The 12,983-nt window shown below is 62.8% G+C and carries 11 protein-coding genes; 6 read left to right on the forward strand and 5 right to left on the reverse strand.

The window, feature by feature from the left end:
• Window positions 1-8 precede the first annotated feature (8 nt).
• A complete protein-coding gene (locus QY049_RS25700) occupies window positions 9-1,310 on the reverse strand; it encodes an O-acetylhomoserine aminocarboxypropyltransferase/cysteine synthase family protein (RefSeq protein ID WP_194479073.1) in 1,302 nt (433 codons plus the stop codon).
• A 179-nt stretch (window positions 1,311-1,489) separates the two neighbouring features.
• Window positions 1,490-2,422, reverse strand: a complete 933-nt coding sequence (locus tag QY049_RS25705) for a glutathione S-transferase family protein (RefSeq protein WP_258764665.1) — start codon at window positions 2,420-2,422, stop codon at window positions 1,490-1,492.
• Between the two features lie 308 nt (window positions 2,423-2,730).
• On the opposite strand from QY049_RS25705, the gene QY049_RS25710 reads away from it, so the two are divergent.
• Window positions 2,731-4,002 (forward strand): TadE/TadG family type IV pilus assembly protein, encoded by a 1,272-nt coding sequence (locus QY049_RS25710; protein ID WP_258764664.1) that lies wholly within the window; start codon window positions 2,731-2,733, stop codon window positions 4,000-4,002.
• A 57-nt stretch (window positions 4,003-4,059) separates the two neighbouring features.
• Here QY049_RS25710 and QY049_RS25715 read toward each other — a convergent pair whose 3' ends face one another.
• From QY049_RS25715 to QY049_RS25725, 3 genes are all read right to left on the reverse strand, one after another.
• Entirely contained in the window at window positions 4,060-5,616 is a 1,557-nt protein-coding gene (locus QY049_RS25715; RefSeq protein ID WP_258764663.1) for an amidase family protein, read from the reverse strand.
• A 122-nt stretch (window positions 5,617-5,738) separates the two neighbouring features.
• Window positions 5,739-6,773 (reverse strand): aldo/keto reductase, encoded by a 1,035-nt coding sequence (locus QY049_RS25720; protein WP_301270086.1) that lies wholly within the window; start codon window positions 6,771-6,773, stop codon window positions 5,739-5,741.
• Window positions 6,774-6,785: 12 nt separating this feature from the next.
• Window positions 6,786-7,967 (reverse strand): MFS transporter, encoded by a 1,182-nt coding sequence (locus tag QY049_RS25725; RefSeq protein ID WP_194479068.1) that lies wholly within the window; start codon window positions 7,965-7,967, stop codon window positions 6,786-6,788.
• A gap of 98 nt (window positions 7,968-8,065) precedes the next feature.
• Here QY049_RS25725 and QY049_RS25730 point away from each other — a divergent pair, with 98 nt between their 5' ends.
• The 5 genes from QY049_RS25730 to QY049_RS25750 all read left to right on the forward strand — a co-directional run bounded on the left by QY049_RS25730 (window position 8,066) and on the right by QY049_RS25750 (window position 12,887).
• On the forward strand, window positions 8,066-9,019 hold the full coding sequence (locus QY049_RS25730; protein ID WP_258764661.1) for a LysR family transcriptional regulator: 954 nt from the start codon (window positions 8,066-8,068) through the stop codon (window positions 9,017-9,019).
• 186 nt (window positions 9,020-9,205) lie between these two features.
• A complete protein-coding gene (locus QY049_RS25735) occupies window positions 9,206-10,393 on the forward strand; it encodes a site-specific integrase (protein WP_301270096.1) in 1,188 nt (395 codons plus the stop codon).
• A 400-nt stretch (window positions 10,394-10,793) separates the two neighbouring features.
• Window positions 10,794-10,997: a hypothetical protein gene (locus QY049_RS25740; RefSeq protein WP_301270087.1), complete on the forward strand. Its 204-nt coding sequence runs from the start codon at window positions 10,794-10,796 to the stop codon at window positions 10,995-10,997.
• Between the two features lie 180 nt (window positions 10,998-11,177).
• The gene (locus QY049_RS25745; protein WP_301270088.1) at window positions 11,178-12,581 is read left to right on the forward strand and encodes a hypothetical protein; all 1,404 of its coding nucleotides are present in this window, start codon (window positions 11,178-11,180) and stop codon (window positions 12,579-12,581) included.
• Window positions 12,582-12,701: 120 nt separating this feature from the next.
• Entirely contained in the window at window positions 12,702-12,887 is a 186-nt protein-coding gene (locus tag QY049_RS25750; protein WP_301270089.1) for a helix-turn-helix domain-containing protein, read from the forward strand.
• Window positions 12,888-12,983: the final 96 nt, after the last annotated feature.

Consider the following 12,983-nt stretch of genomic DNA (forward strand, 5'->3'; position numbering starts at 1 on the left):
CCGATTGCCTACTCCGCGGCCTGAAGACGCGCGGCCGGACAGGCCTTTTCCAGAGCCTGGTCGATGTCCTCGATGATATCGGCAGCATGCTCGATGCCGATCGAGAGGCGGATGGTCTCCGGCAGCACGCCGGCGGTGCGCTGCTGCTCCGCCGACATCTGCCGATGCGTGGTCGATGCGGGATGGCAGGCCAGCGACTTGGCGTCGCCGATATTGACGAGACGCGTGATCAGCTTCAACGCATCGTAGAAGGCCTTGCCGGCCTCCATGCCGCCCTTGATGCCGAAGGTGAACAGCGATGAGGCATTGCCGTCGAGATATTTCCGGACCAGCGGATAATAGGGGCTATCCGGGAAGCCGGTGTAATTCACCCAGGCGACACGCGGGTCGTTGCGCAGGAATTCGGCGACCTTGCGGGCGTTCTCACAATGGCGCTCCATGCGCAGCGCCACGGTCTCGATGCCTTGGAGCAGCAGGAAGGCGTTGAACGGCGACAGCACCGAACCCATGGTGCGCTGATAGACGCTGCGGGCGCGCTCGATATAGGCGGTCTTGCCGAAGCGCTCGGCATAGACGAGGCCGTGATAGGAGGCGTCCGGCTTGTTGTAGGCCGGGAAGCGGTCGGCATGCTCCGCCCAGGGGAAGTTTCCGGAATCGACGATGGCGCCGCCGAGCGTGGTGCCGTGGCCGCCCAGAAACTTGGTCAGCGAGTGCACGGCGATGTCGGCGCCGTAGTCGAACGGCTTGAGCAGAATGGGCGTTGCGACCGTGTTGTCGACGATCAGCGGCACGCCATGGGCGTGCGCGATCTTGGCCAGCGCCTCGATGTCGCAGACATTGCCGGCAGGATTGCCGATGGTCTCGGCGAATACGGCGCGGGTATTCTCGTCGATCAGCCTTGCGATGGCGTCGGGCGCATCGCTCTCGGCAAAGCGGCCGGTGATGCCCTGCCGCGGCAGGATGTGGGAGAGCAGCGTGTGCGTGGTGCCGTAGAGCTGCGGCACGGAAACGATGTTGCCGCCGTGATCGGCGACGTTGACGAAGGCGAAATGCAGTGCGGCCTGACCGGTCGCGACCGCGAGCGCGCCGACGCCGCCTTCGAGCTGGGCGATGCGCTTCTCCAGCACGGCGCTGGTGGGATTGGCGATGCGGCTGTAGCGGAAACCTTCGGCCTCGAGATTGAAGAGCGCCGCGCCGTGGTCGGCGCTGTCGAACGCGTAGGCCGCGGTCTGGTAGATCGGCACGGCAACCGCGTGCGTGGTGGCTTCGGGCTCGTAGCCGGCGTGAATAGCGATCGTCTCGTTGCGCATCGTACCACCTCCGCGTGGGACGCGGGCCGCACTTATTGGCCTGTATGAGGCATGTGCGTTGTCCGCCGTCCCTCTGTTAGAGGCCGGTGGTAAAGCGGACAATAATTCGCTTAGAGATCGAGGAAGTAACCCTAATGGTTGTTGGTGAATCGGCTAAAATTTGAGTCGATTTGGATTAACTACGCCGCTGGCGTCACCAGGAAGCCCGCGCGCGGAAAGTGGACGACGATCTCGCCCGCGAGGTCGTCGTGGCGGCGGATGGCGATGCTCTGGGCCGACAGCGCCACGATTCGTCCGCGCACGGCGATCTTGCCGTAATCGTCGGGCCTGACGTCGACGAGGTCGCCGACCTTGCGGCCGTTGGGATCGTGGGGGTCGTCCGTCTCCCGCGTCTGCGGCGTTGCTGCCCGGCCGACCTGGAGCGCCTCCGCGGCCGACATCTCGGTCCGCATGCCATGGCCGATCGCGCGGACGCGCTCCTCCCAGGCGCGCAACCTGGGAAACTCGGCAAGCAGTTGATCGGCGACCGGCAGGTTGGAGCGGACGTACCAGACATTCATGTAAGCGTTGATGTCTATCAGGCCCGCCGCGCTCCCGCACAGCCATTGGTGACCTCCGGCCAGTTCGGCCTCGATCCAGCCGACATGCGCGCGATACTGGTCGCGCATTTGCGGGATCGCCGCCGTCATCGCCGCGACGTCGAACCTGGCGCCACGCAGCTTCTCGCGATCCTCGATGAAGCTCTGCGGCACCTTGTCGGCGAGTGAACCGAACACCAGGTTCACCGTGTTCTGGAAGAAGGATTTGTCGGTCCACATCGCGCTCGCCCAGGCGAGCCCCTCGCTTCGATCAGGAAACAGGGTCGGCGCAGGAAAGCGACGTTCGAGCTCACGGGCGATGCGCTGGGTGTCGCAATAGATGTCCGCGCCGATCTGCATCACCGGTGTGCGCCGATACCCTCCGGTCATCGGCATCAGGTCGGGGCGTGGCATGATCCTGGAGATGCGCACCGAGGTCCACGCCATGTTCTTCAGCCCGAAGATGAGACGGATCTTCTCGGAGAATGGCGACTCGTCGAAATGATGCAGGATGACCGGAAGATTGTCCGGCATGCCGTCCTCCCCTACTGCAAGTTGACGCGCTCTCGCTCGGCGCGACCTGCGTGCAGGTTGGATGCAAACGCCGGCGCCGGTCAAGCGCGCCCCCGGAGTACTACGGGATTCGCCGAGTGAGGTACGCAAAAACGGCTATTTTTATAGGCAATTTCGTCCCACCGGCGATACGATCAGCAACATGCAGACACGCGTTTATGGAACCCGGTCAACCCTTGCGTAAGTTCCACGATGCTAGCGTCCGCGCATCGTTGTTCGCGTAAGGATGTGTTTGCTTGAACATTGCCACCGGGAATGCTCATCGCCTCTTGTCGAAATTTGCTTCCGACCGCCGTGGCAATATCGCCGTCATCTTCGCGCTCGCGCTGGTGCCGCTGCTGTCCTTCGTCGGCGCCGCCGTCGACTATTCCCTGGCCGCCCGGGCGAGAGCGAAGCTGGCCTCTGCGCTCGACACCGCCGTACTGGTCGCCACCGCCAAGAGCGAAATCACCAGGAGCACTTCGGCGGCGCAGAGCGATGCGCTGAACACGTTCACCGGACAGATGTCCGCGCTCGGCATGAGCTCGACCGCCGTGACCATCAACGTGGTCGACAGCGTCACCACCCGAACCGCCACGGGAACGGCGTCGGCGACGGTGACGACCTATTTCATGGGGATTCTCGGCTACAAGACCATGGACGTCTCGGCGTCCTCGACCGCAGCGGCCTCATTGCCGGCCTATGTCGATTTCTATGTGCTGCTGGACAATTCGCCGTCGCAGGGACTGGGCGCGACCACGGCGGACATGACGGCCCTGCAGAGCGCGACCTCCGATAGCTGCGCCTTCGCCTGCCACGACACCTATACGTCGAGTTCGAAGAAGACCAAGCAGACCAACAGCTACTACTCGATCGCGAAGAACCTCGGGATCAAGATGCGGATCGACCTGGTGCGCGACGCGACGCAGTCGCTGACCGACACCGCCACCGCCAGCCAGCTCGTCAGCAATCAATACCGGATGGCAGTCTACACCATGGGCAGCGACTGCGGCGCGATGGGCCTGACCACGATCTCTGCGCTCACCTCGAGCCTGTCCTCGGTGAAGACCGCAGTTGCCGGCGTCGACCTGATGACGATCCCCTACACCAACTACAACAACGATATGTGTACCGACTTCGACGGCACCATGTCGTCGATGAACACCACGATCCCGACGCCAGGCGACGGCTCGTCCTCCTCGCCGCAGAAATGGCTGTTCTTCGTCACGGATGGTGTCGCCGACTATTACTATCCCTCGACCTGCAGCCAGACCGTGATCACGTCGTCGGGACGGTGCCAGGAGCCGCTGACGACGACGATCTGCGACACCATCAAGGCGCGCGGCGTCAAGATCGCGGTGCTCTACACTACCTATCTCGCGATCACCAACAACTCCTGGTACAACACTTACATCGCACCGTTCCGCAGCTCGATCGCGACCAAGATGCAGGCTTGCGCGACGTCGGGTTATTATTACGAGGTCTCGAGCGATTCCAGCATCAGCGCGGCGCTGAACGCGCTGTTCCAGAAGGCGATCGCAGCCTCGCATCTGACGAACTGATCCAACCGCCTCGTCAGGGCCTCGCGCTTGTTGCGCGAAGCCCCCGGAAAGCAAAGGTCAGGCCATGGTTTCCCATAGCCGATGGGCCAGCACGCCGGCGCGCTTCTCGATCGCGGCGGCAGCGTCCAGCGCGAGATCCTCGCGATAGCGTCCGGCGATCAGCTGCACGCCGATCGGCTTGCCATCGTGCACGGTCACAGGCACCACGGCGCCGGGCAGGCCAAGCACGTTGATCGCCGAGATGAAGCGGATCTCGCCCCAGAATATTTCCTGGACGCGCTCGGCGCTGACGGTGTCCTCGCGCGGACCCGGCGTCGGCTTCACCGTGGTCGGCGCCAGCACCACCGGATACTCCTCGAAGAACAGCTGCCAGGCGCGGATATGGCCGCTGCGCGCGGCGGTCGCCTGCATCCAGGCCTTGAGGTCGAGAACATTGGCCTTGGCTTTCATTCCGCCCCACGCCTTGTGGAAATCTTCCGACGTGACCTTCAGCATGCCGGCCTCCTGCATCACCACCGTCTCGTTGGTAATGATGTCGCACCAGGTCTGCCAAACACCGTTGATGTCGGGCACGTCGACCTCACTGACGCGATAGCCGGACCGCTCCAGGTGATCCGCTGCCTGGCGGAGCGCCGCGCTGACCGCCGGATCGACCTTCATGTCGTCGGGGATCTTGGCCAGCGCGACCTTGATCGGGCCCTTCGGCTTCGGCCCCGTCAGCGGCGCCGGCACCCACCAGGGATCGCGCGGATCGCGCTGGCTCATGACCTCAAGAGCCAGGCGGACGTCGCCGACGTGGCGGGCGAGCGGCCCCTGCGCCGACATCAGATGCGCGAGCATCGGCCGTTCCGCCGTCGCGCTTGGGTTGAAGGCTGGAATGCGGCCCTGCGTCGGCTTGATCGTCGCGACGCCGTTGCAATGCGCAGGCCAGCGCAGCGAGCCACCGATGTCGTTGCCATGCGCGATGGTGCCGATGCCGGCGGCGACCGCCGATCCCGCGCCGCCCGAGGAGCCGCCGCAGGTGATGTCAGGGTCCCAGGGATTGAGCGTCAGCCCATGCAGCGGGTTGTCGGTGAAGCCGCGGAACGAGAATTCAGGCGTGTTGGTGAGGCCGATGACGATCGCTCCTGATTTCTTCAGGTTGCGGACGACAGGCGAATCCGACGGCGCGATGAGACCCTTGTTGGCGGGTACGCCGTTGTAATTGGGCCGGCCCTCGTAATCGACATTCTCCTTGATGGTGATGGGCACGCCGTGCAGGAGGCCGAGTTCGCCGCCTCTGGCGCGCTGCTTGTCAGCCGCGTGCGCGGCCTTCAGCGCGTCCTCGCCGAGATCGACGACGACCGCATTCAGCCTGGGATTGACCGCATGCATCCGCTCCAGATGCGCCTCGACGGTCTCGACCGCCGAGATTGCGCCGGAGCGGATCGCCGCCGCGGTGTCGACCGCCGACCATTGCCAGGCCGGCCCCCTGGGACGACGTGGCGCGGCCTTCTTGACTGTTTTCTTGACCGGCTTCGCCGCAGCCGCCTTGCGAACGGCGGTCATCTTGCTCGCGGTTTTCGCTGCTTTCTTCGAAGAGCTTCTCTTCTTGGTCGCCGTCTTCTTCGCCACGTTGCATCTCCTGAAATTGCGACGCGAAGGTTACGGACGGCGCTGCAGCCTGTACAGCAGCGTTTCTGCATGGCGCATTGGCGGCGGCCGCCAATGCGACGAATTGTCAGGGATCGATGGACTCACACAAGCGGTGGGTTCAGCCGCGCAAACCCGTCCTGGATGCGATACGGATAATAAGGATAAGGCGGCATCACTGTGCTGACCTCGTCGAGGCGTCTCAGTTGATCCGCGCCCAACGACCAGCCGACGGCACCGAGATTGTCGCGCAGCTGCGCCTCGTCGCGGGCGCCGATGATCACCGAGGAGACCGTCGGGCGCGACAGCAGCCAGGCGATCGCGACCTGCGGCACGGTGCGGCCGGCCTCGGCGGCGATCGCGTCGAGCACATCGACAACGGCATGGAGCCGCTGCTCATCCACGGGTGGTCCGAACTGCGCAGTCGCGTGCAGGCGGCTGTTTTGCGGCAATGGCTGATCGCGCCGGATCTTGCCGGTGAGACGGCCCCAGCCGAGCGGGCTCCAGACCAGCGCACCGACGCCCTGATCGCGCGCGAGCGGCATCAGCTCCCACTCGTAGTCGCGGCCGAGCAGCGAGTAATAGACCTGATGCGCGACATAGCGTTGCCAGCCGCGGCGGTCGGCGATAGCCAGCGACTTCATCAATTGCCATCCGGCGAAATTGGAGACGCCGACGTAGCGCAGCTTGCCTGAAAGCACGAGCGTATCGAGCGTGGACAGCACCTCCTCGATTGGCGTGAAGGCGTCGAAGGCATGGAGCTGGAGCAGGTCGATACAATCGGTGCCTAGCCGCCGCAGCGCGGCATCGACCGAAGCCAGCAGCCGATGCCGCGACGAGCCGGCATCCAGCGGACCATCGCCCATCGGCAGGCTCATCTTGGTCGAGATCAGCACCTTGTCGCGCCGGCCCTTGATGGCGGCGCCGAGAATCTCCTCGGAGGCACCGCTCGAATAGACGTCGGCGCTGTCGAACAGATTGACGCCGGCCTCCAGGCAAATGTCGACCAGTCGACGCGCCTCGTCAGTGCCGCTGCGGCCCCAGGCCGAGAACAGCGGGCCCTCCCCGCCGAACGTGCCGGTGCCGAAGGCGAGAACGGGCACCTTGAGTCCGGAAGCGCCGAGATTGCGATATTCCATGTGACCTTCCTCCTATTCTGCCGGGCACGCCGCGACGACTGCCTGGCCGCGGTCGAGCTGAAGGCTCCACAGCGCCAGCGCGAGCCCGACCGCCGTGATGCCGGCCGCAACCAGCGGCAGCGCGGAGAGGCCGAGCCCGCGATCGATGGTGACGCCACCGGCCCAGGCACCAAGTGCGTTGCCGAGATTGAAGGCAGCAATGTTGAGACTCGAAGCCAGCGTACGGCCGCTCGGGCCGGCAGCTTCCAGCACGCGCAGCTGGAGCGGCGCGACAGTCGCGAACGCCGCAACGCCGAGCAGCAGGATCAGAGCGATCGTCGGGATTTTCACGGACAGCACAGCCGCAAGACCAGCCAGCACGACGGCAAGTGCAGCCAGCGTGCCGGTCAGCGCGCGGCCAAGGCCACGATCGGCGAGCTTGCCGCCGGCGACATTGCCGATCGCAAGTCCAACGCCGAACACCAGAAGGATCGGCGATACCGCCGCTTCCGAGAAGCCTGTGAAGCGCGTCAGGATCGGCTGGATATAGGTGAAGACGACGAACAGACCGGCAAAGCCGAATACGGTCATGGCAAGGCCAAGCAGCACCTGCGGTCGGCCAAGCACTGCGACCTCCTCCGCCAGCGTGATCGGCTTGTCGTTTTTGCCGACATGGCCGGGCACCAGCACCGCCACCACCGCAAAGGCGATCACCCCGATCGCCGTCACCGCCCAGAACGCCGCACGCCAGCCGAGCATCAGGCCGAACCAGGCACCGAACGGCACGCCGAGCAGGGTTGCGACCGTGAGGCCGATGAACATGGTCGCGATGGCGGAGGCGCGCTTGTCCTCGGCGACCAGGCTTGTGGCGACCACCGAGCCGACGCCGAAGAAGGTGCCATGGGCCAGCGAGGTCAGCACGCGCGCCGCCATCAAGAGCTCGTAGTTCGGCGCCAGCGCGCACGCCGCGTTGCCGAGGGTAAAAATCGCCATCAGCGCCAGCAGCACGGTCTTTCGCGGCAGCCGGCGGGTCGCGAGCGTCAGCACCGGCGCGCCGACGAAAACGCCGAGCGCGTAGCCGGAGACGAGCAGGCCCGCGACCGGCACGGAGACGTGCATGTCGGCGGCGACCTGGAGCAGCAGGCCCATGATGATGAATTCGGTAGTGCCGATGCCGAAGGCACCGGCGGTGAGCGCGAGAACGGCGGGAGGCATGCGTGGCTCCAATGGATGAGACGAGCCACGCAGATAGCGGCGCTCGCACAAAACCATTAGAACGTCCGCAATCCAATCATTTGTGACCTGAATTCAACATGGCCCATTTCGACACCAACCGCTCCGCCGAGATGGAGGTTTTCGTCCGCGTCGTCGATCTCGGCGGCTTCACGCAGGCCGCCCGAAGGCTGCGCCTGACGCCGTCGGGCGTCAGCAAGCTGATCTCGCGGCTGGAGGCGCGGCTCGGCTCGCGGCTGATCAACCGCACCACGCGCAAGCTGACGCTGACCGAGGAGGGCCAGGCCTTCTACCAGCGCTCGTTGCGCATCCTCGGCGAGATGGAGGAGGCCGAGCGCGAGGCGGCATCGGGCGCCACGCCGCGCGGCCGTCTCACGGTCAACAGCAACATCCCCTTCGGCATGCTGCATCTGATGCCGCTGGTCCCGCGCTTTCTCGAACGACATCCCGAAATCACGCTCGATCTCGTGCTGACGGACACGCTGATCGACCTGATGCAGGAGCGCGCCGACGTCGCCATTCGCGTCGGTCCGCTGAAGACTTCACGCCTGATTGCGCGCAAGCTCGGCACCAGCCGCATGGTCGTCGTCGCCTCGCCGGATTATCTGGCGCGCGCGGGCACGCCGAAGACTCCGGCGGATCTTGCGGAGCATCGCGGCATCGGCTGGACCTTTTCGCGCATCCGCGGCGGCTGGCCGTTCAAACGCGGCGACCGTACCGAGGAGGCGGTGCCGCCGCCTGCCGCCCGCGTCAGCGACGGCGAAGCCGCGCGCCGCCTCTGCCTCGGAGGCGCCGGCCTCGCTCGCCTCGCCCTCTTCCACATCGGCCCCGACATCGAAGCCGGCCGCCTCGTGCCGGTGCTGCAAAGCTATAATCCCGGCGACCGCGAAGACATCCACGCCGTCTATGTCGGCCATGCAGCGCCCCTGCCGGCCCGCGTGCGCGCCTTCATCGACTTTTTGGCGGAGCATGTCCGGGTGAACGATCCAGCGCTGAAGCGCGCGGGGGAGGGGAAGTGGAAATTGATGGTATGAGGCTGTATGGCGGAGAGAGTGTCCGACTAACTTATGGTTTTCGCCATTCGCCACAGACCGCCGATGATTACGGATCTCCTATAAATACCGGCTGGATATTCGCTCTTGTCCGCCACCGTCTATTTCAGTTCGCCCAAAGCCGTGCTATTTTTGGGGACCGACTTGGGGACCGGATCGGGGACAAAAATGGCCAGCAAGCTCACCGCGCGCAAAGTCGAAACCGCCAAGCCGGGCAAATACAGCGACGGTGGTAACCTCTATCTGGTCGTTTCCGACACCGGTGCCCGAAAATGGGTTCTGCGCTTCACGTGGCGCGGGAGAGCCAAGGAAATGGGCCTTGGCAGCGCGGCCAACGTTCCCCTCACTGACGCCCGTGAGAAGGCCGCGAGCGCGCGGCGGCAGATTGCCCAAGGGTTGAACCCCATTGAGGAGCGCAAGCGGGACGGCGGCATCCCGACCTTCGGTGAAATGGCCGACGACGTGCGCGAGGCACTTTCGGCCGGCTTCCGCAACGAGAAGCACAAGGCACAATGGAAATCGACGCTGGAGACCTATGCCGCAACGCTGCGAGGGAAACCAGTGGACACCATCGCCACCGACGATGTGCTGGCGGTCCTAAAGCCGATCTGGACCACAAAAGCCGAAACCGCATCACGGGTGCGCGGGCGAATTGAGAAGGTTCTGGACGCGGCTAAGGCCAAAGGCTTCCGCGATGGCGAGAACCCTGCCCGCTGGCGCGGCCATCTGGACCACCTGTTACCCAAGCCGCTCAAGCTGGCGCGCGGCCACCATCCGGCGATGCCCTATGAGGAGGTCGCCGCCTTCATCGCCGATCTGAGGCAGCGGGAGGCAACGGCGGCGCTGGCACTGGAGCTTTGCATTCTAACCGCCGCGCGTTCTGGCGAGGTCTTGGGAATGCAGTGGTCGGAAGTCGACCTCGATAAGAAAGTCTGGACGGTGCCGGCGGAACGGATGAAGGCGGGTCGGGAGCATCGCGTCCCCCTCTCCTCGCGAGCCGTCGCAATCCTACGCCAACTTGAAAAGCTCAAAGCCGGCGATTTCGTTTTGACCGGGCAGGCCCGCAACAAGCCGCTGTCCAACATGGCGATGGAAATGGTCTTGCGCCGGATGAAGATTGCGGACGCAACCGTACACGGCTTCCGTTCGAGCTTCCGAGATTGGGCCGGCAACGTTTCCCACTTCCCGCGCGAGGTTGTGGAGACTGCGCTGGCGCACGTCATCGGCGACAAAGCGGAGCAAGCCTACCGGCGGAGCGATGCGCTCGATAAGCGTCGCAAGCTCATGGATGCGTGGGCGGCCTATTGCGAGCCAAGGCGCTCGGCCAACGTTGTGCAAATCCGGAAGCAGAATTGATTCGTGAAGCGCCACCGGCCTTATCGGTGAAACAACCCCCACACCGATAGGACTGCGGTGAGGACCACGCCCACGAACCAAATTAAGCCCTTGTTGTTGGCGTAGAACCCTTCAACCCATTTCGAGAGGGGCAATTGCGTCGGCTCGTGTTTGATCTTGTCCTCCAGCAGAGCGCGATGCGCCTGGGCTAAACGCATAATCTCAGCGCCGGCCTGGTCCCCGCGGCCGACGCTGTCGGCATAGTTGACTGGACTGAACGCAGGCTACGATCCGTTTGGAGGCTTTGCTGTAGGATTTTCGTCACGAACTGATTCAAATTCCTCTCAACGCCAGCGATCGAGTCCAGTCGAATCTTATTCGAATAGCGGCTGGTTTCGGCTTCCCACCGCTGGAACGTTTCATGGACCTTCAGCATCAGATACCGGTCAATGGCTTGCCAATATACTTGCTGCTGCTGATCTCCGAATCGGATGCCGGCGTAGCAGATTCGGCCGCCGCGGAAGTCATCCACGTCCGTTTTTCCGCCCTCGTATGTCATGCCATGCCAGCGAAAGAGCCAGTCGTTCCCGAACCGCTGCCCCTCGACATTCAGATCGTTTTCTAGTGCCAACTCAAACGGTGTCATTGAGGTCCCCAAGCCAGCCGACGAGGCGAGTTGAACTCGTTCCAGTGGTGGCGACTCAGCCTATTATGGCTAGAATACGTTTGCGCGGATAGGACGGCCATCCGACAAGCCGGCAGCACCACCGGTTTCCGCGCGACCCTTCGGTGCGTCGCAAGGTGCATGATGGAGTGGCAGGACTGGAAGGCGGACACCCGAGATGTTTTGCTCGACTTGGTACGTCGGGGGCGATTCTCTCCGGACGAAGCTGAGCGAGAGGCCATAAGACGAGGAATTGGTCCCCTCGCTTCCAAACCCGATCCAATCAGTTTTGACCCAGACGAAATGCCTTGGTGGTCGCTTCCAATGGCGCTTGCTTGGATTGCATGGCGTAATGCCGGAAGCGTTCGCGAACACTGCGCTGAATTTCGCGAAAACTGGTCTCACTGGGTGCCTGGATCATGGAATGCTCCAAACAGCGACGGCACCGGCTTCGAGCGCATTGACGGTCACGAGTTGAAGTCAGTTCTACATTCGACGACCGCCCGCCTACGCTTGGTCGAGGCCTATCTAATTTCTACCAAAAGCCTGCCTACAACCGCGCAAATGACAGTTGCGGAGGCGGAGAAACAACTGTTTGCCGCGCTCGCAGCTGGCCGTGTTGTGGCTATCGCGAAAGACCTCGCCGGCAATGTTGTAGATATCCCGCAGAGAGAGTGGCCGTACCTGGAACTCTTTGAAGAAGAGGAACGCGATGTGCTCAAGCACGATGCCCTAGATCGAAAAGCAGCGTTCTCGGCGATAAAACTTCCGCGCGACACTCTAAAGGAAATTTGGGGGGAATCTCTTGTCGAACCCTATATGATCGAACCGATGATGCGTGTGGGCACGGCAGGTTATGTACCTTTCTGTTCTGTTGTCCATTGGATCATGACGGAAGCCGGTCGTAATATACAACACCTTGAAGATTCGAGATTATGGAAAGCCAGCGTCGATAGGCTTCTTCCGCTCATATCGACCGGCGAGGTGCAGATCATTGGCACCCCGCAGTCAGGCGGCGCGCCGAAGCCGATTGAGGGCCACGTTTTCGCTGGAGTACTCGTAAGCGAACCTCTGCGCGATTCATTTGACATGATAACCGGGGACAAGCCGTGGATAAGCTGCATCCCGTATGTGGACGAAGAACATTGGAATAATGATTTCAACGACCAGCTCTACTTATCCAAGTCTGGTGGTGCCGCCTGGACTCACTTGCAGGTAAGAAAAAGCGATGTCATTCGCGAGGTAAGCTTTCAGGATAGCTCGGCTTTGTCGGATGCTTCCGAAGCCCCCAAGCGAAAGAGTGGAAGAAAAGCTCAATACGATTGGGTCGAAGCCAAGCTGTTCGTTGAACAGCAACTAGAAGCCAGGGGCGATTTCGATGAGCCCGATCAAATGGACAATTGGAAATCTCAAGCTGACCTGGAGCGATGCCTAGCTGACCACTTCTCCGAAAAAGGGGAGGGGAAAACACCTGCTCCAAGTCTGATCCGCGCAAGGATTGGCCCTATCGTAGCGGCGTGGCGTTCGAAGAAGAACTCAGCCTGAAATAGCCAATAATGGATTGCTGGCCATTTTAGGCCATTGCTGGCCGACTTATAACCGCACAGCCGCGATGCTCCGCCTGCGTTCGTGAGATTGTTCGCGAACGGAATAGGAGATGTCGCAATGACGCCGTTGGAACGCGAGGCTCTTTCCATTTCGGAAGCCTGCGCAGTAGCCGGAATCGGCAAAACCAAAATCTACCAAGCAATCAGCGATGGCGCTTTGAAGGCGCGGAAGTGCGGGAAGCGTACTCTCGTGCTGCGCGACGACTTGCGCAAATTCCTGGCCGCGCTTCCAGGTGCAGCGTGACTGCATTTCAAATGAAAAACCCCGGAGCAGTGGTCGAGACCGCTCCGAGGTTATCGCCAAGACCCTCTTGCAAAGGAATTCTGACAATGAAGCGTG

It is taken from the genome of Bradyrhizobium sp. WYCCWR 13022, from assembly GCF_030435535.1.
Classification (GTDB): Bacteria; Pseudomonadota; Alphaproteobacteria; order Rhizobiales; family Xanthobacteraceae; genus Bradyrhizobium.

Coding starts and splice junctions, on each gene's coding strand:
- QY049_RS25735 (WP_301270096.1), top strand. CDS start 9,206: ATGGCCAGCAAGCTCACCGCGCGCAAAGTCGAAACCGCCAAGCCGGGC.
- QY049_RS25750 (WP_301270089.1), top strand. CDS start 12,702: ATGACGCCGTTGGAACGCGAGGCTCTTTCCATTTCGGAAGCCTGCGCA.
- QY049_RS25725 (WP_194479068.1), bottom strand. CDS start 7,967: ATGCCTCCCGCCGTTCTCGCGCTCACCGCCGGTGCCTTCGGCATCGGC.
- QY049_RS25700 (WP_194479073.1), bottom strand. CDS start 1,310: ATGCGCAACGAGACGATCGCTATTCACGCCGGCTACGAGCCCGAAGCC.
- QY049_RS25705 (WP_258764665.1), bottom strand. CDS start 2,422: ATGCCGGACAATCTTCCGGTCATCCTGCATCATTTCGACGAGTCGCCA.
- QY049_RS25745 (WP_301270088.1), top strand. CDS start 11,178: ATGATGGAGTGGCAGGACTGGAAGGCGGACACCCGAGATGTTTTGCTC.
- QY049_RS25740 (WP_301270087.1), top strand. CDS start 10,794: ATGGACCTTCAGCATCAGATACCGGTCAATGGCTTGCCAATATACTTG.
- QY049_RS25730 (WP_258764661.1), top strand. CDS start 8,066: ATGGCCCATTTCGACACCAACCGCTCCGCCGAGATGGAGGTTTTCGTC.
- QY049_RS25720 (WP_301270086.1), bottom strand. CDS start 6,773: ATGGAATATCGCAATCTCGGCGCTTCCGGACTCAAGGTGCCCGTTCTC.